At 30.0% G+C, this 23,191-nt stretch carries 16 protein-coding genes and 1 pseudogene; 5 read left to right on the forward strand and 12 right to left on the reverse strand.

The features are described 5' to 3' along the window. Positions 1-9: 9 nt before the first annotated feature. From BHW04_RS08075 to BHW04_RS08085, 3 genes are read right to left on the reverse strand one after another with little or no spacing between them, the layout of a single operon-like run. Complete coding sequence (locus tag BHW04_RS08075; RefSeq protein WP_022212361.1) at positions 10-837, reverse strand: carbohydrate ABC transporter permease; 828 nt, start codon at positions 835-837, stop codon at positions 10-12. 11 nt (positions 838-848) lie between these two features. Then, on the reverse strand, positions 849-1,715 hold the full coding sequence (locus tag BHW04_RS08080; protein ID WP_302699358.1) for a carbohydrate ABC transporter permease: 867 nt from the start codon (positions 1,713-1,715) through the stop codon (positions 849-851). After that, positions 1,709-2,752, reverse strand: a complete 1,044-nt coding sequence (locus BHW04_RS08085; RefSeq protein ID WP_302699359.1) for an ABC transporter ATP-binding protein — start codon at positions 2,750-2,752, stop codon at positions 1,709-1,711. The genes BHW04_RS08080 and BHW04_RS08085 overlap by 7 nt, the downstream gene beginning before the upstream one ends. Positions 2,753-3,044: 292 nt before the next feature. On the opposite strand from BHW04_RS08085, the gene plsY reads away from it, so the two are divergent. Continuing rightward, positions 3,045-3,635 carry a glycerol-3-phosphate 1-O-acyltransferase PlsY gene (gene plsY / locus BHW04_RS08090; protein WP_022212358.1) on the forward strand — a complete coding sequence of 197 codons (591 nt, stop codon included), beginning with the start codon at positions 3,045-3,047 and terminating at the stop codon, positions 3,633-3,635. Positions 3,636-3,703: 68 nt separating this feature from the next. Here plsY and BHW04_RS08095 read toward each other — a convergent pair. The 3 genes and pseudogenes from BHW04_RS08095 to pfkB all read right to left on the reverse strand — a co-directional run bounded on the left by BHW04_RS08095 (position 3,704) and on the right by pfkB (position 7,220). Further along, positions 3,704-4,227 (reverse strand): annotated as a pseudogene (locus BHW04_RS08095) (rubrerythrin family protein). A 135-nt stretch (positions 4,228-4,362) separates the two neighbouring features. After that, positions 4,363-6,303, reverse strand: a complete 1,941-nt coding sequence (locus tag BHW04_RS08100; protein WP_302631907.1) for a PTS fructose transporter subunit IIABC — start codon at positions 6,301-6,303, stop codon at positions 4,363-4,365. 14 nt (positions 6,304-6,317) lie between these two features. Next, a complete protein-coding gene (gene pfkB / locus BHW04_RS08105) occupies positions 6,318-7,220 on the reverse strand; it encodes a 1-phosphofructokinase (RefSeq protein ID WP_022212355.1) in 903 nt (300 codons plus the stop codon). Positions 7,221-7,490: 270 nt separating this feature from the next. Here pfkB and BHW04_RS08110 point away from each other — a divergent pair, with 270 nt between their 5' ends. After that, complete coding sequence (locus tag BHW04_RS08110; RefSeq protein WP_022212354.1) at positions 7,491-7,760, forward strand: DUF1294 domain-containing protein; 270 nt, start codon at positions 7,491-7,493, stop codon at positions 7,758-7,760. 36 nt (positions 7,761-7,796) lie between these two features. Here the strand turns inward: BHW04_RS08110 and yjeM are convergent, their stop codons facing one another. Both yjeM and htpG read right to left on the reverse strand, forming a co-directional pair. After that, a complete protein-coding gene (gene yjeM, locus BHW04_RS08115) occupies positions 7,797-9,302 on the reverse strand; it encodes a glutamate/gamma-aminobutyrate family transporter YjeM (RefSeq protein WP_022212353.1) in 1,506 nt (501 codons plus the stop codon). A 490-nt stretch (positions 9,303-9,792) separates the two neighbouring features. Continuing rightward, positions 9,793-11,640, reverse strand: a complete 1,848-nt coding sequence (htpG, locus tag BHW04_RS08120) for a molecular chaperone HtpG (protein WP_302699365.1) — start codon at positions 11,638-11,640, stop codon at positions 9,793-9,795. A gap of 655 nt (positions 11,641-12,295) precedes the next feature. On the opposite strand from htpG, the gene BHW04_RS08125 reads away from it, so the two are divergent. Further along, a complete protein-coding gene (locus tag BHW04_RS08125; RefSeq protein WP_022212351.1) occupies positions 12,296-12,718 on the forward strand; it encodes a hypothetical protein in 423 nt (140 codons plus the stop codon). Between the two features lie 21 nt (positions 12,719-12,739). Here BHW04_RS08125 and BHW04_RS08130 read toward each other — a convergent pair whose 3' ends face one another. From BHW04_RS08130 to glpK, 3 genes are all read right to left on the reverse strand, one after another. After that, on the reverse strand, positions 12,740-13,543 hold the full coding sequence (locus BHW04_RS08130) for a class I SAM-dependent methyltransferase (protein WP_022212350.1): 804 nt from the start codon (positions 13,541-13,543) through the stop codon (positions 12,740-12,742). Positions 13,544-13,726: 183 nt separating this feature from the next. Beyond that, positions 13,727-18,079, reverse strand: a complete 4,353-nt coding sequence (locus tag BHW04_RS08135) for a PolC-type DNA polymerase III (protein WP_302699360.1) — start codon at positions 18,077-18,079, stop codon at positions 13,727-13,729. 211 nt (positions 18,080-18,290) lie between these two features. Beyond that, entirely contained in the window at positions 18,291-19,790 is a 1,500-nt protein-coding gene (gene glpK, locus BHW04_RS08140) for a glycerol kinase GlpK (RefSeq protein ID WP_302699361.1), read from the reverse strand. A 470-nt stretch (positions 19,791-20,260) separates the two neighbouring features. Here glpK and BHW04_RS08145 point away from each other — a divergent pair, with 470 nt between their 5' ends. Continuing rightward, positions 20,261-21,538, forward strand: coding sequence for a dicarboxylate/amino acid:cation symporter (locus tag BHW04_RS08145; protein WP_022212347.1), 1,278 nt, complete (start codon positions 20,261-20,263; stop codon positions 21,536-21,538). A 49-nt stretch (positions 21,539-21,587) separates the two neighbouring features. On the opposite strand, the gene BHW04_RS08150 is transcribed toward BHW04_RS08145, so the two are convergent. After that, positions 21,588-21,962, reverse strand: a complete 375-nt coding sequence (locus BHW04_RS08150; RefSeq protein WP_022212346.1) for a zinc ribbon domain-containing protein — start codon at positions 21,960-21,962, stop codon at positions 21,588-21,590. Between the two features lie 111 nt (positions 21,963-22,073). Here BHW04_RS08150 and BHW04_RS08155 point away from each other — a divergent pair, with 111 nt between their 5' ends. Next, positions 22,074-23,081, forward strand: a complete 1,008-nt coding sequence (locus BHW04_RS08155; protein ID WP_302631322.1) for a PLP-dependent cysteine synthase family protein — start codon at positions 22,074-22,076, stop codon at positions 23,079-23,081. Positions 23,082-23,191 lie beyond the last annotated feature (110 nt).

Genomic DNA, 23,191 nt, shown 5'->3' on the forward strand with positions numbered 1-23,191 from the left:
CTAAATATCTTAACCCTTTGTTCCACCTAATGAAATACCATTCATAATTTTCTTATGTAAGAATACATAAACACCTACAATTGGAACTGTTATTATAGATGATGCTGCCATTAATAACTCATATTGATTACCTGCATCTGATTGGAAAGCTGTAAGACCTGTGGCAAGTACTCTCATATTTTCATTATTAGTTACTAATAACGGCCATAGGAAAGCATTCCAAGAATTGATTCCAACCAAAATTGATATAGTTATTATTGATGGTTTTGCTATTGGAACTAAAACTTTCCATAAGAATTTCCAGTCTCCTGCTCCATCGATTTTAGCTGCATAATAAAGTGGCTTTGGTACTGTTAAGAAAAACTCTCTTAACATATATATATATAATACACTTGCCGCATAAGGTATAAATAATGATGTATATGTATCAATCATTCCTAAGTTAGATATAGTTTTAAAGTTATTAACTATTAAAACTTCTCCTGGAATCATCATTGATGCAATAAATATTGAAAATATTAAATCTCTACCTTTAAACTCTAAGTGAGAGAATGCAAATGCTGATAAGATAGAAATTACAACTGTACTTACTATACTTAATACTGTTACTATAATTGTATTTATAAAATATCTTCCAAATGGAGCCATGCTAAATGCTGTGCTATAATTAGACCACATTACATTCTCCGGTAGCATTGTTGGTGGTGTCTGAATAACTTCAAATCCTGACTTTAATGATGATGAAATCATCCAATAAAACGGAAATACAGTTATTATAGCAAAAATAACTAGTAGAAAATATTTTATAGCTACTCTGAAATTATTTTTTTGGTTCATTTCTGCACTCCTTAATAGTGAATCTTATTACGTGTTATTACTTTTTGTACCATCGTAACTGTTAATATAATCAGTAATAATATAACTGACGCTGCAAATGCAAGTGGGAAATCTTGATCTCCGTAAAATCTATCGATTATATATCTTACAACTGTAGATACCTTTCCATCTAGCGTTCTTCCTCCAAATAAAACATACACTTCAGTATAAACCTTAAATGAAGCTATTAAACTAATCATGTACGTATATGCTATCATCGGCGATACTAGAGGAATTGTTATCTTTCTAAAAATTGTACTTCCCTTAGCTTGATCAATTTTAGCAGCTTGATAGTATTGTGGATTAATTGACGCAATACCAGTAGTTAATATTAATGTATTGAATGCTAAACTCTTCCATACAGCAAAAATAATTAATGCTATCATTGCATACTTTGGATCATTAAGCCAATTTATTTTATCAACTCCTAATAATCCTAATAAGTAGTTAATTATTCCATATTCACTATTAAATAACCATGACCATACTAATCCAATAGCTACTACTGAAGTTACATACGGTAAGAAATAAACACTTTGGAAAAATCCCCTTACAGTTTTATTCTTTATATTCGCTAATGCATTAGCAAGAATTAAAGAAATAAATACTGATGAAAATGGAACAACTACCGCATAAATTACAGTGTTTAATAGCGACTGAATAAATCTCTTATCATTAAACAAGTATTGATATGTACCAAATCCAAATTGGAATCCTGCTGCTTTTGTTTCATCAAAACTGAAGATTATAGTATATATTATTGGATAAAATACAAATACCCCTAATAATACAAGCGCTGGTAATAAATATATATATCCTTTGCGATTTTTCTTTAGCATTTTGTTATAAACGCCTCACTTTCAGCATCAAACACATAACTCTTACCAAGCTTAGGTCTAACTATTAATTCTTTTCCTTCTTCAATTTTAAATTCTTTTTCTACAAGCATCTTGTATTCTGTTTGATTATGAGTAAGAGTAAGTAATCTTTCTCTTCCTAATATTTCAACAGTTTTTACAATTGTCTTTAAACCACTTTCTGCTACTTCAAAATCTTCTGCTCTAACTCCCATTAAAACATTCTTTTTATCTAACGGTAAGTTATTTACTTCAAGAGAATCTACCTTTGCAATTCCATTTTCAACATTTAATGGTATGAAGTTCATTTCTGGACTTCCTATGAATGAAGCAACAAATTTATTACAAGGATTCATGTAGATATCACTTGGTGATGATATTTGTTGTATATCACCATCTTTCATTAAGACAATTTCATCTGAAATACACATTGCTTCTTCTTGATCATGTGTTACAAATATAGCTGTAACTCCTGTTTCTTTTTGGATTCTTCTTATTTCTTGTCTTGTTTCAACTCTTAATTTTGTATCTAAGTTTGATAAAGGCTCGTCCAATAATAATATGTCTGGCTTTTTAGCTAAAGCTCTTGCAATAGCAACTCTTTGTTGCTGTCCACCTGAAAGTTGTGCTGGCTTTTTATCTAACTGGTCTGCAATTTTAACTATTCTTGCAACTTCTTCAACTCTTTCAGATGCTTCTTTCTTATCCCACTTAAGATTCTTTAAAGGGAACATGATGTTTTCTCTAACAGTCATGTGTGGATAAAGTGCATAGTTTTGAAAAACTAATCCTATTCCCAATTGTTCTGGTTCTAATCCTGTAACATCCTTATCTCCAAAGAATATCTTTCCACTATGTACTTTATGAATTCCTGAAATAGTAAAAAGTGTTGTTGATTTTCCTGAACCTGATGGACCTAGTAACGACACTAACTTTCCCTTTGGAATTTGTAATGTAACGTCATTAATAGCCGTAAAGTCACCAAATTTTACAACTAGATTTTCTAGTCTTATTCCCATTGATAATTCACCTCATGCTTTATTTACTTTTTAAGTTACTTGTACGAATTTTTTATTAACCACCAATAATCTTTCGCACCCTATTCAGAATACGATATTTTTCTACCAAATGTCAACTTATTTCCGCATTTTATATGACATATTTCGCTTGTAGTATATTTCTTAACATAAATTTAATATTTATTTTAACAATACATAAGTAATACATATATCACTTTACAATAAATATCTCTTGCATAATTTTCAAATGTAAAATATTATAATGTATGTAATATATAAAAAGGAGATATTTATGTTAGCTTTATTGGTTATTTTTTCTTATCTAATGGGTTCTATACCTACAGGATATATAATAGTTAAAAAGAAATTTAACAAGGATATTAGGAAATTTGGTAGTGGAAACATAGGCGCTACTAATGTTGGAAGAATAGCAGGTAAAAAACTATCTAAAATCACAGCTATATGTGATATGCTTAAAGCAATAATACCTGTATTAGTAACATATTTATTCTTATATTTAGGACTTTTAAAAAGCAATAAAAGTATTGCTTTAGCTTTAGTAGCTATCTCAGCAATACTGGGACATAACTATACCTTATTTTTAAAATTCAAAGGTGGAAAAGGAGTTGCAACTTCTGCTGCTGCTTTTATGTTTATAGTACCAAAGGCCTTTATTGTAACAGCAATAGTATTCTTTGGACTAAAGTTATTTACAAAAGTAGTATCTATCCGTTCACTAATTGCTGGTGTTACATTATTTTTTACAACCTTACTTTTTGGTTATGATAAGTATTTAGTGTATGCAACATTATTTGCATGTCTTTTAGTATTTTGGAGACATAGAGCTAATATCAAAAGATTAATTGATGGTACTGAAAAATAGCTAGATAATCTAGCTATTTTTATTTTTACATAGATTAATCTATCATTTTAATCATTATTTACTGATTATTATTCAAATGGACTTTCTTCAAATTCAATAAAATAACCTTTAGGATAAGTACATACAGGACACGTATTAGGTGCTGACTTTCCCTCATATATATATCCGCAGTTTGTACACATCCAAATTGTTTCTTCTTCTCTATTATATAAAGTATCTTTTTCAATCATATCAGCATATTTACCAAATCTTTCGCCATGCTTCTTTTCAATTTCTGCAATATTGTTAAAAATGTTGCTTATTGCTATAAAACCTTCTTCTTTTGCCACTTTTGCAAAGTTGGGATAGACATCATCACCGGATATCCACCATCTATATTAATATTATCGCTGTTACAGCTCTTAAGTGCCCTATAAAACACTTCTGCATGAGCTTTCTCTTGATTAGCAGTATAAGTGAATAAATCCTTTATTATATACATTCCTTGCCTTTTTGCAGTTTCTCCAGCAATAGTATATCTATTTCTTGCTTGACTTTCACCTGCAAAAGCCCTCATTAAATTTATCTTTGTATTGCTATCCTTTAAATCCATAATATTCCTCCTAAAATAAAATCTAAATATATTATTAGAAGATTTGCTAAGTTTTATTCTTATTATTTTTAATAAATATTAAAATATATAAAAAAGACAGAAAATCCTTTTTATATTTTCTGTCTTTTTTATATATTATTTTACTTTTTCTTCAACTGGTTTTCTTAATATTCCAAGAAGTATAGCACCTACTATTGTTCCTATTACCACTGATAATAAATACATAAATGGTTCTCCTATTACAGGTAATACAAAGATACCACCATGAGGAGCTCTAAGTGTACAATTAAAGAACATAGATAATGCTCCCGCTGTTGCTGAACCAATTACTGCTGAAGGTATAACTCTTAATGGATCTGCTGCTGCAAACGGTATTGCACCTTCTGTAATAAATGATAATCCCATTACAAAATTAGTTACCGCTGCCTCTCTATCTTTTTTAGTAAATTTATTTTTGAAAACTAATGATGCTACTGCAATTGCTAATGGTGGAACCATTCCTCCTGCCATAACTGCTGCCATAACTTCAAAGTTTCCTGATGCTAGTGACGCTGTACCAAAAACATATGCTGCTTTATTGAATGGTCCACCCATATCTACAGCCATCATACCAGCTACAACCATACCTAACATAACTCTGCTTGTTCCACCCATTGAGTTTAATACATTTGTTATGCCAGTATTAATTGTTCCAAAGAATGGATTTACAAATAATAAAATTGCACCAACTAAACCAATTCCTAATAAAGGATATAATAGTGTAGGTTTTAATCCTTCTAAAGATTGTGGTAAGAAACTTAATACTTTCTTAATTCCAAGTACAAGATATCCTGCTAAGAACCCTGCAAATAAAGCACCTAAAAACCCACCACTAACAACAGATATATTAGCATCAAATGCACTTGCTATAGTAATACCTGAATTTGCTAATGCTCCACCAACAAAACCAGCTGCTAGCCCTGGTCTATCTGCAATACTCATTGCTATATACCCTGCTAGAACAGGTAGCATAAAGTTAAATGCTGTCTCTCCTATTGTTTTAAGAACTGCTGCTAAAGGTGTATTTTTTCCAAAATTAGCTGGATTGATATTATAATCATCAAATAAGAATGCTAAAGCTATTAAGATACCTCCTCCAATAACAAATGGAAGCATATGTGAAACACCATTCATTAAATGTTTATAAATTTGACGTCCAAAGCTTTCTTTTTCCGCTGAAGCTTCATCTTCATCGCCACCACCAGCATGATGATAAATAGGCGCATCTCCTTTAGCAGCCCTACTTATTAGCTCCTCTGCTTTATGAATTCCATCAGCAACTTTAGTTTGAATTACTTTTTTACCATCAAATCTAGCCATATCAACTTTTTTATCTGCTGCCACAATGATAGCTTCACAATTTTCAATATCTTCTTTTGTTAAAACATTTTTAGCTCCACCAGAACCATTAGTTTCAACTTTTATAGATATACCCATTTCTTCAGCTTTACCATTTAAGCTTTCTGCTGCCATATATGTATGAGCAATACCAGTTGGACATGCTGTTACAGCTAATACTCTATAACCTGTTCTTACATCAGCATTAACTTCTGCTTCTCCCTCTTGCTCATCTGGGAATTTTTCTTTTTCTTTTTTATCAATAAGATTTAAAAACTCTTTTTTATCCTTTGCATTAATTAATGACTTTCTAAACTCTTCATCCATTAATATAGTTGAAAGCCTTGCTAATACCTCTAAGTGAACTTCATTTTCACCTTCTGGTGCTGCTATCATAAAAAATAAATGTGAAGGCATTCCATCAAGTGCATCATAATCAACACCTTCTTTGCTCACTGCTGCTGCCAGTGAAGCATTCTTTACAGCTTTAGTCTTACCATGAGGTATAGCAATACCATCACCAATTCCTGTAGTACTTAAATCTTCTCTAGCTAATATAGCCTCTTTATATCCATCTTTATCATTTAAGTTTCCTGTCTTATCCATTAATTCCACGAGCATATCAATAGCTTCTGCTTTATTTTTAGGAGCAAAGTTTAAATCTATTCCTTGCTCATGCAATAAATCAACGATTCTCATTTTCATATCTCCTTCTATAATTGTTTTAACAATTCTTCAACTTTATCTCTTGTTGCTAAACCTTCAGAAAATGCCGAAGCACTACCTGTAGCTACCCCTATTTTGAAAGCTTCCTTAATATTTTTATTTTCAGCTATACCAGCTAAAAATCCACCAACCATTGAGTCACCAGCTCCAACTGAATTAACTAGCGTTCCTTTCGGTGTATCACTGATAGTTATTTCACCATTTTCTTCAATTAATATTGCTCCATCACCAGCCATAGATATAATTACATTTCTTGCACCAATTTCTTGTAACTTTTTAGCATATGTTATTATTTCATCTTTACTATTTAGCTTTACATTGAACATTTCTCCAAGTTCATGATGATTAGGCTTAATTAAAAACGGCTTATATTTTAATACATTAAGTAGTAAATCTTTTGTTGCATCTACCACAAAATTTATTTCTTTATCTTTAAAGTCCTTCATGATAGTTTCATATATATCATCAGGAAGAGTATTTGGTATACTTCCAGCAAGAACAACAAAGTCTCCCGCTTTAAGAGCTTCAAGCTTTTCGTATAGCTTTTCTATATCATTTTTAGAAATATCTGGCCCCATACCATTAATTTCACTTTCTTCTTTGCTCTTTAATTTAACATTTATTCTTGACATTCCCTTTTCTAATCTTATGAATTCATTATCCACTCCATGATTTGCTACAAGCTTTTCAATTTCTTCTCCAGTAAATCCAGCAGTAAATCCTAACGCTCTGTTTTTAACTCCCAGGTTCTTTAATACAATTGATACATTTATACCTTTTCCACCTGGATAAATATCCTCCTTAGAAGTTCTATTTACATGCCCTACCTTAAAATCGTCAACTTTTACTATATAATCTAATGAAGGGTTTAATGTAATGGTATTAATCATTTTATTCACTCCTATTACCAACATTTGTTTAATCCTTTACATAGCTTCCAAAAAAACTTCTGTTAAGGTTTTATTTAATTAAATAATATGATACTTTACTTTCACTGTCAATACATTTCTTTCATTTTCTTTCACTTCATTTCACTTTCTTTCATAAAAATTCATTATAGCTTACTTAGTTTAATTTATTTTTAGTATGTACTTTTTTTTAATTGATTATTAATTTTCCTTAATCTAAAATTAAATAAATTGATGGAGATGATTTTATTTATGAAAATTCTTTTATTATATATATTATTTATAAATATCCTTTCATTTGCCTTAATGTTTATTGATAAAATAAAGGCTATTAGAAGGAAATGGCGTATTACAGAAAAAACTCTACTATCTGTATCATTTATTGGTGGATCTTTAGGTTCATATTTAGCAATGATATTTTTTAGACACAAAACTAATCATTTTAAATTTAAGTATGGATTACCATTAATGCTTATTTTACATTGTATTTTATTTTTTATATTAAATAATAAGATAGTATAAATCATCGCAATTTATACTATCTTATTGTATTTTAATCTATAACTTGTTTTTCTTCATTTTATTTTCATAAACATTAAATAAACTTAAGGCAACAACGCTAAATATAACTGGTCCAGCTATTTGTGCTATTGTATCAACATATTTACTTGCTTCTATGGCTGGTTGAATTATTGTAAATACATTAGCGAAACCAACAGTTATGATTACTATCACTGCACAGATAGTTGCAAAACTTTTACTCTTAAATATTATAAAAGGCTTATCTATATTATCATTTTTCTTAAATGCTATAAATGCTATAGCTAAGAAAATAGTTGGTATTGTCATTGCAACGTTACTCATTAAAATTAATAAATCAAGGAATGCCGCTGCAGTATCACCACCAAATGATGCTACTACTATTATAGCAACTACTATTAAACATTGTATCCATAAAGCCTTAACTGGCATATTGTTTTTATTAACTTTAGTCCAGCTTTCAGGCCATATTTCCTTTGGTGTTCCTTCTATTAATTGCTTTAATGGCGAATATATTAATGTAAAGAATGCACCTATTAAAGCAAGGAACATGGCAAGACCTATATATCTTGCAAACCAAGTACCCATTATTGCAGCACCTTTAGGTGAAAGTCCAAATACATTTCCAAGTTGAACTCCAAGATTCTTGATTACTACATATGAAACGTTAGCTCTACTTACTTCTGGTGAACTTAATATTTCTTGCCAATTTGTAAATAGACCTATCATAAGTATTCCTAATGAATATCCTATAGCTATTACTATAGCTGAAATCTTAATTCCTGTCGGGAATGTCTTTTCTGAATTCTCAGTTTGATCAACTAATCCACCAACAGCTTCTAACCCACCATATGCAAATATTGCATATACTAAGAATGAGAATATTGCTAATATAGATGTATATGATGGATTTGGGGAATTAAAGAAGGCTGAAAAGCTTATTGGTTCAGCAGCTTTAAATCCATTTCCTCCAAATACTATTAATGCACCTACTAAAAGAACTATGTTTGCACTTGTAACGAAAAATCCTCCAACAGAAGCAATTTTTGAAATGCTTTTCAAACCTTTTGTTGATAAATATGTAATTACTACTATTAACACTACACCTAGAATAGCTAATGTCTTAGGTGCATTTAAGCCAAATAATGACCACGTTGATGTAACATCTGATCCAAAAATTAAATTAGAAAGTGGAACCCAAATTGATGAAGATACACTTACCATCCATACTATGTATGAAGCAAACCACATGAACGTTCCAACGAAAGCAAATTTTGCTCCCACTGCTCTCTCCATCCAAGCATATATACCTTTTTCTTCTTTAAATGCTGCACCATATTCAGCCATCATGAATGCATATGGAATGAAAAATGCAATTGCACCAAATAAATACCATAGAATAGCAGAGTATCCCATTAAGTAAAACGCTCTTGGAATATTGTTAAATCCAAAAACTGATGTGAAAATCATTAAAATAAGCGCAACTAATGTTAATTTACTCATTTGTTTATTTTCTTTTCCCATAATTATCTCCTTTTCAAGAATATTTTAACAATCTTATCATTAGTGATAAAATCACACTCATCTATAATAACAAATATCTTTATTATAATCTATATTATTATTTTCATTTTTCCCTAAGTTATTATTTTTTTTCCTATATACTATCATTTTTTTCACTGTATATTTAATTATTATTTGTTTTTAAAACATTTTTATAATATCATAATATTTTTTAGATTAAAAAAATAACAGTGTTTAAATCTGTTTTTTCTATGAAGATAAGATGAACTTTCACTATTTATTATAACAAACTCACATTTTTAGTATAAAATACTTATCATATACAACTAGATTAAATTAAATTGGAGATTTTACATATGAATAATTTTAACTTAAACCAAAAACGTCAACAAATGTAAACTAAAAATAAACAAAAAAACATTAATTTTTCTTAATGATAATTACATATAAAAAAAGCTATATCAACTTTGATACAGCTTTTTTCATATTCTTAATCTATCTTCATATTATTTGCAATAAGCTTGTTACTTCTTTTAATAAATTGAGAAATTTCTTCTGGGCTTAATCCCCCACTAGAAATCCTAGCTAAATCAAATATCTCATGGCAAATAAGATTTTTATTATCTTCATTTTCCATGGTTAATATATTTTTTATAATCTTGTTATTTCTATTTATAACTAAAGTTTTTTCTTCCTTAAACATGGCTGCCATATCCATGTTTCCATACATTCTGCTCATTTCAATCATTCTTCTTGATTGTTCTGAAACTGTAATAAGTGCTGTAATTTCTTCGTTCTTTAAAGATTCAACCTTAACTTCTTCTATTTTATCTTTTAATATTTCCTTAAATAATTCTTTAATTTTCTCATCATTATCATCACTATCTTCTGTATTTTTTAAGATATCACTTATATCAGAATCAATTCTTAAAAATGAAAGGTTTGGATTTTCTCTTTCTAATAGAGTTATAAAGTGGTTATCTATACTACAATTTAGAATAACTGCATTTAGATTATTTTCTTTAAATATATTTATATATTGACTTTGCTCATTTTCATTATTTACATAGTAAATCTTATTTTCATGAGTCTCTTTACATTGCTCCATATATTCTTTTAAAGTTAAATACTTACCATTTAAATCTTTAAATATAAGTATTTCCTTTATTTTTTCATAAAAGCTTTCATCTCTTAGACAGCCATACTTAATAAATATCTGTATATCATCCCAAAAGCTTTCATAATTTTCTCTTTGATTAGTAAATACATTTACCAGCTTATCTGAAACCTTCTTAACAATATGTTTAGAAATCTTAATTACATTTTTATCTTGTTGTAAAAAGCTTCTTGACACATTTAAAGGTAAGTCTGGACAATCTATTACTCCCTTTAGCAATAGTAAAAACTCCGGAATTACTTCTTTTATATTATCTGCTACATAAACTTGATTGTTATATAACTTTACTTCACCTTCAGTAACTTCTAGCTCATGTTTTAATTTAGGGAAGTATAATATACCTTTTAAATTAAATGGATAATCTACGTTAAGATGGATCCAAAACAACGGATCATTATAATCCTTAAATTCCTTCTTATAAAACTCCTTATATTCTTCATCGCTGCAATCCTTTGGCATTTTAGTCCAAAGTGGCTTTATTTCATTTATAGGAGTCTCTTTTTCCTCATCTTTCTTTTCTGCACATTCATCTTCAAAGAATATTTCCACTGGCATAAAAGAACAATATTTTTCTATTACAGATCTTACCTTATAATTATCTAAAAATTCACTACTTTCCTCATTTATATATAAGGTAATAGTAGTTCCCCTACTTTTCTGCTCATTTGAATCACCTATTTCGTACTCTGTTCCACCATCACAAATCCATTTAACAGCTTTTGCTCCTTCTTTATATGATAAAGTATCAATTTGCACCTTATCTGATACCATAAAAGCTGAATAAAATCCTAAACCAAAGTGTCCAATTATTTGTTTTCCTTCATCTTCACTTTCTTTATACTGCTTAACAAAATCCTCTGCCCCAGAAAATGCTACTTGTGTTATATATTTTTCTATTTCTTCTGCTGTCATTCCTATTCCATTGTCGCTAAAAGACAGAATTTTCTTATCTTTATTAACCTTTACTACTATTTTATAAGCATTATCTTCTTCAACTTTAGCTTCACCTAATGATGTTAGTCTTTTAAGCTTATGAACTGCATCACACCCATTACTAATCAATTCTCTCACAAATATATCCTTATCTGAATATAGCCATTTTTTAATTATTGGAAAAATATTTTCTGTATGTATTGATATATTGCCTTTTTCCACGATAATATTACCTCCTATTCCTTTTATTGTATAATTTTAGTTTATATGCTTTTTTAAGTCAATTAGTTTCTTTTAATTTTTTATATATTTTTTGTTAAATTTCTTCAGAAAATATGTGGGGCTGTCGCAATAGCAAATAAAAAAATCCGTTAGCGATAGCTCCTTTTCTATACTTTTATAAAATTTAAGGCATATTTTATGATATGGATAGACATTATTTAAAAATAGAAGCACTTTAATAAAGCTAACAGAAAAAACTTGAAAAATTTAACTATTAAGCTTTTTTTATCTCAAACCAATGCTTACCAGTTCGGTTATATTGTATTTTATTATGTAACTTATTAACAAAAATGAGCTGTGCACTAATTATTTAGTGCGACAGCCCAATATTATCTATTTTATACCTATATACCCTAAAATATTAATACATTGTTTTTAAAAGGTACTGCAATGATATTTTGCAGTACCCCATATATAAAATCCAAGTTATTATAAGGTTCTACTCATAATAACTTGAAGCCTACACTCTTTATTATCTCTATAGTCATTTAATTTATACAGTAAATTCACAAAAACTTTACTTATTAAAACTTAAATATAATTGTTTTACCCCCTATCATATACTATAATGTAATTAAAATTACAAATGGAGTGATATTAAATGACTAATTATAATGATAGATATGGCTTTGATCTTCTTTCCATTTTTATGATCTTCATATCTTTAATATTAAATGTCTTTCCAATAACAAGAATTTTTTCTTTTATTCTACTAATTTTATCTTTTTATAGAGCATTTTCTAAAAAGTATTATAAGAGACGTCAGGAGTATAATGTATTTTATACATATTGTAATAAATTCTTAGCACTCTTTAAGAAGTCATTACCTGCAAATATTCCTAATTTTCACTTTGGCAATCTTTATCCATTAGTGGAAAGTGCTAAAAATTCTTTAAATGAAAAGCGTAACTATAAAATAACTAAATGCCCTAAATGTCACCAAAAACTTAGGCTTCCTAGAGGTAAAGGAAAAATTGTTGTTACTTGCAGAAGATGTTCAAACAAATTTGACTTTAAAACATAAAATATGAGATTTTGAAAAATCTCATATTTTTTTTACTCCTTTGGCAATTAAATTCAATAAAATGATTGTATAACTATTTTCAAATCTTCCATCTTTAACTTTCTGCATTACCTTCCCTACGGTAGGATTATATCTCATTAAAAGCTTTATTTGTTCATCATTAATTTTAGGTATTTTTAAAATATTTTTCATTCCTATAATATCACTATGAATGGTCACTGCTTCAAAATCCAAATCCTCATATCCACATATTCTTAGTATCTTAACTAACTTTCTTCCTATTTCTCTATTCCATCTAGCCCTCTTTTCTATTTCCTGAAAAAAGCTTCTGCCACTTTTGATTAAGAAAGAAGGATCACTTATTCCCATAAGTCCACTATCAGAATCTATAATAGCTATAATTCCTCCTGGCTTCAAAATACGATATATTTCTCTTACAGCTTCCACAGGTTTATCTAAATGTTGCAAAACAAACCTGCATATTACAAAATCATAAGTATTATCTTTTAGTCCAGTTTTATATATAGTTGTTTTTTCAAAGTCTACTCTATTTTTATAATAACTATTAGAAAGTCTATTTTGAGCAATCTTAAGGAGTTTATCATCTACATCTAATATAGTTACATTTGAATCTGGTAGATTTTCCAGAAGCTTTTCACTGTAAAACCCCGGTCCACCTCCCACATCCAATATATCCATTCCATTTTTCAGTCCAAGCCATTTTAATGTTCTAAATTCTTTTTCCCATCCTAACTTTACTTGTGCCTTTAATCTATCCACTTCATTATTGAAGCCAATCATATTATAAATAGAACTATATGTCACTATATACACCTCTAAATTACTTTTGCTATATTTTATGTTACAAAGATAAATTGGTTCATTTCTTCATTCCTTATCATATTGAAAATTTCTCCATAATGATATATTTTTTACATAAAAACTCATGTCCCATTAACTCTATTTGTCTTTTTGACAGTAGCTAGTTAATATTGACATGAGTTTTTATTAGAATAATGAAAGTTGGTTAGTTTCTGACATTCCTTTTAAGCATCCATGTACACTTAATGTTTCAATAACAGTCTTTGATACTTTAGACCTTATTCTTAAGTCTTCTTTAGAAATAAATTCCCCATCTTTTCTTGCTTCAAATATTGCTTTGGCTGCATTCACTCCAACTCCTTGCAGGGAGCTAAGGGGGGGTCTTAAAGCATTACCTACTATTTGAAATTTAGTTGCATCAGATTCATATAAATCAACTTTAAGCATTTCAAAACCTCTTTTATACATCTCAAATGATAATTCAAGAACTGTAATAAGACCTTTATCTTTTACCGTTGCACTATTTCCTAAAGCATATAATTCCTGTAATTTAGCATGTACTGCACTTTCGCCTTTACAAATAAGCTCTGCATCAAAATCATCTGCACCTCTTACCGTAAAATATGTTGCATAATATGCCAATGGATAATACACCTTGTAATAGGCAACTCTCACAGCCATCATGCAATATGCAACAGCATGCCCTTTAGGGAACATGTACTTAATTCTCTTACAAGATTCTATATACCAATCTTCAACTTTATTTTCTCTCATTATTTTTTCAAATTCTTCTGTTAACCCTTTACCCTTTCTTACACTTTCCATAATAGTAAAGGCTGTTTTAGGCGGTACACCTTTATACATAAGGTACACCATAATATCATCTCTTGTGGCTATACAATCTCTTAAGGTAGTATATCCTTCCTTAATAAAGTATTGTGCATTATTAAGCCATACATCTGTACCATGAGAAAGTCCTGAAATTCTCACTAAGTCAGAAAATGTTTTAGGCTGTGTATCAACAAGCATCTGCCTTACGAACTTAGTTCCAAATTCCGGTAGCCCATAGGAACCTACTTCACATTCAAGTTCCTCTTTGGTAACTCCTAGAGCATCAGGTCTGGTAAATAATGATAATACTTTCTCATCATTCAACGGTATTGTTTTAGGATCTATTCCAGTTATATCTTGTAGCATCCTTAATACCGTTGGATCGTCGTGTCCTAGTATATCAAGCTTAAGAAGTCTTCCTGAAATTGAGTGGTAATCAAAATGGGTTGTTGTTACATCTGATGTGTTATCATCTGCTGGTCTTTGTATAGGCGTAAAATTATATACATCTGTATAATTTGGTACAACCATTATTCCACCTGGATGCTGTCCTGTAGTTCTTTTTATTCCAGTACATCCAATAGTTAACCTTTCAATTTCTGCTTGTGAAGCAATCTCACCTTTTTGATCTAAATACTTTTTAACAAATCCATAGGCAGTCTTTTCTGCCACTGTACCTATTGTACCTGCTTTAAATACATATCCCTTACCAAAAAGAACTTCTGTATACTTATGTATATCAGCTTGGTTATCCCCTGAGAAATTTAAATCTATATCTGGTTCCTTATCTCCTTCAAATCCTAAGAAAGTTTCAAATGGTATATCATGACCATCTTTAATATATGGTACTCCACAATTTGGGCAATCCTTATCTGGTAAATCAGCCCCTGAACTCACTGATCCATCTAAGAAGAATTGTGACTTCTTACATTTTGGACACACATAATGTGGTGGAAGCCCATTAACTTCTGTAATATCTGACATTGTTGCAACAAAAGAAGATCCAACAGATCCTCTAGAACCTACTAGATATCCATCTGCATATGATTTAGCCACCAGTTTTTGTGCTATAAGATAAAGAACTGCGTATCCATTATTTATGATAGAGTTTAGCTCTTTATCAAGTCTCTTCTGCACTACTTCTGGTAGGTTTTCTCCGTATATTGAATGAACCTTATTCATGGTCATATTCCTTATATCGTCATCAGCCCCTTCAATCTTAGGTGGATATGTCTCATCAGGAATAGGTTTTAATATATCAACTGAAGCTGCAATTTCCTGTGGATTTTTTATAACAACTTCCTTTGCAATATCTTCACCTAAATAAGAGAATTCTTTTAACATTTCTTCTGTAGTTTTAAAGTATAAAGGTGGTTGATTTTCTGCATCTCCAAATCCTTGCCCAGCCATTATAATCCTTCTAAATGCTTCATCCTGTGGCTCTAAAAAATGTACATCTCCTGTAGCTACTGTTGGCTTGTTAACTTCCTTGGCTAAATTATAAATCTTCCTATTTATATCCTTAAGCTCATCTTCATCTTTTACATTTCCCTTTTCTATAAGATAAGCATTATTTTCAACTGGCTGAATTTCAACATAATCGTAAAAGCTCATTATCTCTTTTACTTCTTCATCATTTTTACCACCAAGTACAGCTCTATAAATTTCACCTGCTTCACATGCACCACCAATAATTAGCCCACCTCTCATTTCAGCAAGCCTTGATTTTTTAGTTCTAGGTCGTCTAAAGAAATTATCTATATGAGCCTCTGACACAAGCTTATATAAATTTCTTATACCTTCCTGAGTCTTTGCTAAAATTATAATATGATATGTTGGAAGTTTCTTAATATCAACCTTTTCTAAGAAAATCTTATTAAGTTCACTTAAGTCTGAAACTTCATATTCTTCTTTAATCTTCTTAATACACTCTACAAATATATCACCTGTTGCTTTAGCATCGTCTACAGCCCTATGGTGGCTTGTAAGCTTTATACCTAAATGTTTAGCCACTAAATTAAGCTTAACTGATTTTAATTCAGGATATAAAAATCTACATATCTGTACAGTATCAAGAATAGTAGCATTGAAATGTAAATCTAAATCTTTGCAATTTTTTTCAATAAAGCTACAGTCAAAGCTGGCATTATGTGCTACTACTGCTGCATCTCCTATAAAATCCATAAATCTTGGTAGTACAAAGTCTATTGAATCTGAATATCTTACCATATCATCACTTATCCCTGTAAGTTCTGTTATCTTATAAGGAATTGGTCTTCTAGGATTGACAAACTCACTGAAGCTATCGATTATTTTCCCATTTTTAACCTTTACCGCTCCTATTTCAATAATTTTATCATTCTTTGGTGAAAAACCAGTTGTTTCTAAGTCAAAAACCACATATGTGTCATCTAAATTTTGACCTTTTTCATTAATTGCTAAAGGAATACCATCATCAACTAAATATCCTTCCACACCATAAAGAACTTTAATTTTATTTTTCTTTGCGGCAATTTGTGCATCTGGAAAAGCTTGAACAACCCCATGGTCAGTAATAGCTATAGCAGGGTGTCCCCACTTAGCAGCTCTTTCAATGATTTTCCCAACTGGAGTAGTCCCATCCATGGCACTCATGGTAGTATGACAATGTAGTTCAACTCTTTTCTCTGTTGCCCCATCCATTCTCTCTAACTTTTTCATTCTTAAAATATCACGTCCCATGATAACAACTTCTCTAGCATATGTATCATATACTGCTTCCCCTCTTACCTTACAATAAAGCCCCGTTTTAATATTATCAAGAACCTCACCTTTTTCCTGCGGCTTTAAGAAGCATTTTACTGTAATTGAATCAGTATAGTCTGTAATAAAGAATGTTAGTATTATCTTTCCAGTCTTAGTTTCCATAGTATCAACCTTGAATACCTCTCCTAAAACTGCCACATATCCAGAAGTTTCATTAACCTCTTTAATTGGTATTGCTTCAATAGATATATTTCTTCCATAAATAGAGTTTTCACTCTTAGGTTCTCTTTTATATGTATTTTCCTTCTTTTCATATGGCTTCTTCTCGGTAGATTTCTTTTCTTGTGCCTTGCCACTTTCTTTGTAGCTACTTCCTGCTTTTTGTATTTCTAAAGATTTGGCTTGCAGCACCTTATTTAAAAGAGCTCTTTCATTCTTTTCTTTTTCAGCATAATCTATAATTACTTCCATAGATGGATCAAATCTTATTTCCACCTTACATTTTAGACCAAATATAGCTTCAATGGTACCTTCAATAGATTTATCGCCATATTTTGACTTTAAATGTTCAGTTACTTTGTCATATCCATTTAATACAATTACCTTATTTCCTTCAACAACTCTTTTACTACTTAAAAGCAATGTCTTACATAATGGAGTTTTCTTTATGGTATCTGAAATACATTCAAGCCAATGACTTTCTACCACTTCTTCTAAAGAAATATTTGAAGCATCTTTATAAAATAGAATTTCTATAGTTATCCTAATCATTAAGGTCTTGCATATTATCTTCTTTATTAATTCCTCTTCTTCTATGGCTAATCTTTCTTTTCCTCTTAAAATTACTTTTAAAATATTACTCTTTTTTAAAAGCTGAAATCTTATTATATTTAACTCTTTATCTTCTAAGCTTTCATGTTTATTAATTTCAAGGGTAATTTTCTTTAAGATATCTTCGCTCATTAAAATCACCTCATCTTTATAAAATTAACTATAACATTATAACACAATTATAATATTTAAAAAGGGACTTTTTTTACAGCCACTTTATTAATATTGAATACTACATATATAGTATATTGAGACTTTATTTTTAGTATCTTTTCAAAAATTTACTCTTGCTAATTAATCCTATTAAAATACATATATCCCCTCTTTTATTTTCTATTATTTTTTAATCTTCTTCCCATGCCATAGCTCTTGTTACTGCTTTCTTCCATCCTCTATAAAGCTTTTCTTTCTTATCTTCATCATATTGTGGCTCATACGCTTGGCTTACACACCATTTTGTAGTTATCTCTTCTTTTGATTTCCAGAAGCCAACAGCTAATCCTGCAAGATATGCTGCCCCTAAAGCTGTTGTTTCTGTAGTTATCGGTCTAATTACCTTTGTTCCAGTTATATCAGCTTGGAACTGCATTAAGAAATTATTTCTACTAGCTCCTCCATCAACCTTAATACTATTAAGTCTACAACCTGAATCCTCTTCCATTGCATCCATAAGATCTCTTGATTGATAAGCAATGGACTCTAATGCAGCTCTTATTATATGATTTCTATTAGCACCTCTTGTAAGTCCTAATATAGTTCCTCTTGCATACATATCCCAATAAGGAGCTCCAAGTCCTGTAAAGGCAGGTACTATATATACTCCACCGTTATCTTTTACTTTACCTGCAAAGTATTCTGTATCAGCAGCATCATTCACTAGCTCTAACTCATCTCTAATCCATTGAATTACAGCTCCACCAACAAATACGGAACCTTCTAGAGCATATTGAACTTTACCATCTATGCCAACGGCAATGGTGGTTAATAGGCCATTTTTACTTTCAATCATTTTTTCTCCAGTATTCATTAAAAGGAAACATCCTGTTCCATATGTGTTTTTTACATCTCCAGCTTTAAAGCAAGTTTGTCCAAACAGTGCACATTGCTGGTCTCCAGCCATTCCAGAGATAGGTACTCTTATACCACCTTTTCCTCCTAGATTGGTATATCCATAAACCTCAGAAGAATTTCTCACTTCTGGAAGCATAGACATCGGAATACCTAATCTTCCGATAATCTTCTCATCCCATCTAAGTTCTTTGATATTATATAACATTGTCCTAGATGCATTTGTATAATCTGTAACATGTACTTTTCCATTAGTTAATTTCCAAACAATCCATGTATCTACAGTTCCAAAAAGTAATTCTCCTTTTTCAGCTTTCTCTCTAGCTCCCTCCACATTATCTAAAATCCATTTTATTTTTGTTGCTGAGAAATAAGCATCTAATAATAACCCTGTACTTTCTTTTACATATTTAGCAAACTCTTTATCCTTCTTTAATTCATCAACAATTGCAGCAGTCCTTCTACATTGCCATACTATGGCATTATATACAGGTTCTCCAGTATATTTATCCCATACAATAGTTGTTTCTCTCTGATTGGTAATACCAATTGCTGCTATTTCTTCTTGAGTTATATTAGATTTAGCCAGCACTTCTTGTAAAACACCATATTGACTGGACCATATTTCCATTGGATTATGCTCCACCCATCCTTCATGAGGATAAATTTGTGTAAATTCCTTTTGACTTATATCTAATATATTTTGATCCTTATCAAAAATAATAGCTCTTGAACTTGTGGTTCCTTGATCTAATGCAATAACATACTTTTTCATTTTTTATACCAATCCTTTCAAAATATATATTAAATAAAAATAACCACATAAAACATATTGATTGCATAAATGCATATGTTTTATGTAGTAACTCTCACTTTCTGTTATTACCTACATAAATAGAAATTTTAAAACTCTAAATGCAACTTAGTAATCGTTTACAGTTCTATTTTTAGTATTACAAATATCATAACTCTTGTCAACTTGCTTCTCTCATTTATATATACTATACAGTCTCAATCTTTGCTGATATTTAACTTTTTTAATCGCAAAAAACGAAAGTTATTTTTTGTAAATATTTATATTTGTTTTTCAAATTAACAGCTCTAAAGCTTTACATATCAAGATCAATATAGATTTTTTCTTATTTCCACTATTGTCATTTTCTTCTTTTTATGGTATAAATATATTTATATTTTGCAAGTTATGTTTTCGAAAATTGCATTTTATAAAAACAAAGGGGGATACTTATGAGAAAAAAATTAAATTTGACAGCGAAAATTTTTATATGCTTAATTCTTGGAGCCATTACAGGTATTATTTTATACCAATTACCTAGTGGATACATTAAGGATGATTTTATTATTAATGGTGTTTTTAAAGTTATAGGTAAGGGATTTGTTCGAGCAATGCAAATGCTAGTTGTACCTTTAGTATTTTGTTCACTTGTTTGCGGTAGTATGTCTATTGGAGATACTAAGAAACTAGGTAAAGTAGGTGCTAGAACCATAGCTTTCTATATTGCAACTACAGCCATAGCAATAACTCTTTCCATTGGTATAGGAAAATTACTTAATCCTGGTTTAGGTCTTGATTTATCTACTATGGAAATTGCTGAAACAACTATAGCAGAAAGTACAGCAGTTTCTGATGTAATATTAAATATAATTCCAACTAATCCTATAAATTCATTAGCTGAAGGAAATATGCTTCAAATAATAGTATTTGCTCTTTTAATTGGCCTTATTTTAGCACAATTGAAGGATAAAGCTGAAACAGTTGGTAAGTTTTTTACACAATTTAATGATATTATGATGAAGATGACAACAATAGTTATGAAGGCTGCTCCAATAGGTGTATTTTGCCTTATAGCCACAACTTTTTCAACTATGGGATGGAATGCTTTTGCTCCACTTTTAAAATATATATTTGCAGTATTTTTAGCATTAGCTATTCATTGCTTAGTAACATATATGCTTATGCTTAAAGGCTTTACAAAACTAAGCCCAATAAAATTCTTAAGCAAATTTGCTCCTGTTATGAGCTTTGCATTTTCTACAGCATCATCTAATGCTTCAATTCCTTTATCCATTGAAACATTAGATGAAAAATTAGGTGTTTCTGAAAACATATCATCTTTTACTGTACCACTTGGTGCAACTATTAACATGGATGGGACTGCTATAATGCAAGGTGTAGCTGTAGTATTTGTTGCTCAAGCTTTTGGTATCAACCTAGGATTAAATGATTACCTTACTGTAATACTTACAGCAACACTTGCTTCCATAGGTACTGCTGGTGTTCCTGGCGTTGGTATGATCACTCTATCAATGGTCTTTAATTCTATAGGACTACCTGTTGAAGGAATAGGTCTTATAATGGGAATTGATAGAATATTAGATATGTGTCGTACTGCTGTCAATGTTACAGGTGATGCAGTATGTACAACAATAATTGCTAAACAATACGGTGAACTAGATGAAAGTATCTTTAATGACAATCTTAATACAGCAATTTTAAATGATTAATTAAGAAAAGGGCAATTTATAATGCCCTTTTATTTTCTATTACAATATTTTATTTAATTCTATTACCGCAATATGGACAATAACTATATTGTGAATCAACCTCTCTTCCACAGCCTGGGCATATTTTTTCCCTCCATGTATTTTCCTCTTCTTTTAAATCCCAATAATTTATTTCTATATCATTGTCATGCTCAATACTTTTTCCCTTTTCCTTAGAAACTTTAAATACACAGCTACAATTCTCACAAATAAGGTAGTATTCTTCACGCCACTTAAATATAGGTATAAAGAAAAAATGAAAATAATCATATTGCTTTACCAATTTACCTGTAACATTTTGTAAACATCTTTTACATGTAAGATTATTTATTTCTTTTATTATCTTTTCCCTATGTTCTATGCCAAAAATCCCTATAAAAAACATAGTTTCCTCCTTTTATAATATTAATAAATTTGTTTTATAAGCATTAATATTTTCTATTATACATATGCATATATTTATTATAGTAGATTATTTAAAATAAAGGAGTTTTTTATGCAATCTATCTTAAATAAAATTAGCAATCTAGAAAAACTTATAGGCAACACTCCACTAATTGAAATTACCTTTAAATATAAAGATAGACCTTTAAAGATTTATTCTAAAATTGAATATTACAATTATACTGGAAGTATTAAAGATAGAGTTGCCTTATATATAATAAAAAAAGCTTATTTAGCTGGTAAAATTAAAGAAAAAGATATTGTTGCAGAAGCTACCAGTGGTAATACAGGCATATCCTTTGCAGCCATTTGTACCTATCTAAATCATGATGTCCATATTTATATGCCTGATTGGCTCAGCACTGAACGAATAAAATTATTAGAAAGCTTCAATGCAACCTTACATTTAGTTTCCAAGGAAGATGGAGGATTTCTAAAATGTATTTCATTAATTGAACAGTGTAGCAAACTTTGTTCTGATATATTTCTTCCAAGCCAATTTACCAACGTAGATAATATTTATGCTCATTACTACTCAACTGGTCCTGAAATCTATTCTTCCTTAAGAAAAAGACATATCATTCCATCTATCTTTGTTGCTGGTGTTGGTACAGGTGGTACTGTTATGGGAATAGGTAAATACTTAAAAGAAAAAAATAAAAACATTAGAATTTATCCTCTAGAGCCAGCTAATTCTCCAACACTATCAACAGGAACACACATAAGTGACCATAGGATTCAAGGTATATCTGACGAATTTGTTCCACCAATTTTAGATCTTGCCTCTTTAAATGAAATTATAAGTGTTGATGATGGCGATTCAATAATAATGGCTCAAAAACTTTCTAAAGTTCTTGGTCTTGGTGTAGGTATTTCCTCTGGTGCTAACTTTTTAGGTGCTGTTAAGTCCTTAGAAATGAATAATTTTAAAGGAGCAGCTATTACCGTTTTTCCTGATGATAATAAAAAATATGTTTCTACAGATTTAATGAAAAAAGAACCTGTTAAAGAAAACTTTATTTCTTCAGATATTGAATTATTGCATTTTCGCATATTATAATCACCATAAAATAATATAAAAAAGTGGCTTTCGCCACGCTCCCTTCGGGAATTTAATTTTAAGTATTCTAAAAGGCATAGAACTAACATCGGTTCTATGCTATATTTTTC

The sequence above is a fragment of the Clostridium sp. 29_15 genome, assembly GCF_001916075.1.
Classification (GTDB): domain Bacteria; phylum Bacillota; class Clostridia; order Clostridiales; family Clostridiaceae; genus Clostridium; species Clostridium lentum.

Bases quoted from the DNA above. Each gene is read 5' to 3' on its own strand.
- BHW04_RS08075 (WP_022212361.1), bottom strand. From the start codon at position 837: ATGAACCAAAAAAATAATTTCAGAGTAGCTATAAAATATTTTCTACTA.
- glpK (WP_302699361.1), bottom strand. From the start codon at position 19,790: ATGAAAAAGTATGTTATTGCATTAGATCAAGGAACCACAAGTTCAAGA.
- BHW04_RS08155 (WP_302631322.1), top strand. From the start codon at position 22,074: ATGCAATCTATCTTAAATAAAATTAGCAATCTAGAAAAACTTATAGGC.
- BHW04_RS08110 (WP_022212354.1), top strand. From the start codon at position 7,491: ATGAAAATTCTTTTATTATATATATTATTTATAAATATCCTTTCATTT.
- BHW04_RS08150 (WP_022212346.1), bottom strand. From the start codon at position 21,962: ATGTTTTTTATAGGGATTTTTGGCATAGAACATAGGGAAAAGATAATA.
- plsY (WP_022212358.1), top strand. From the start codon at position 3,045: ATGTTAGCTTTATTGGTTATTTTTTCTTATCTAATGGGTTCTATACCT.
- BHW04_RS08145 (WP_022212347.1), top strand. From the start codon at position 20,261: ATGAGAAAAAAATTAAATTTGACAGCGAAAATTTTTATATGCTTAATT.
- BHW04_RS08100 (WP_302631907.1), bottom strand. From the start codon at position 6,303: ATGAGAATCGTTGATTTATTGCATGAGCAAGGAATAGATTTAAACTTT.
- yjeM (WP_022212353.1), bottom strand. From the start codon at position 9,302: ATGGGAAAAGAAAATAAACAAATGAGTAAATTAACATTAGTTGCGCTT.
- BHW04_RS08125 (WP_022212351.1), top strand. From the start codon at position 12,296: ATGACTAATTATAATGATAGATATGGCTTTGATCTTCTTTCCATTTTT.
- pfkB (WP_022212355.1), bottom strand. From the start codon at position 7,220: ATGATTAATACCATTACATTAAACCCTTCATTAGATTATATAGTAAAA.
- BHW04_RS08080 (WP_302699358.1), bottom strand. From the start codon at position 1,715: ATGCTAAAGAAAAATCGCAAAGGATATATATATTTATTACCAGCGCTT.
- BHW04_RS08085 (WP_302699359.1), bottom strand. From the start codon at position 2,752: ATGGGAATAAGACTAGAAAATCTAGTTGTAAAATTTGGTGACTTTACG.
- BHW04_RS08135 (WP_302699360.1), bottom strand. From the start codon at position 18,079: ATGAGCGAAGATATCTTAAAGAAAATTACCCTTGAAATTAATAAACAT.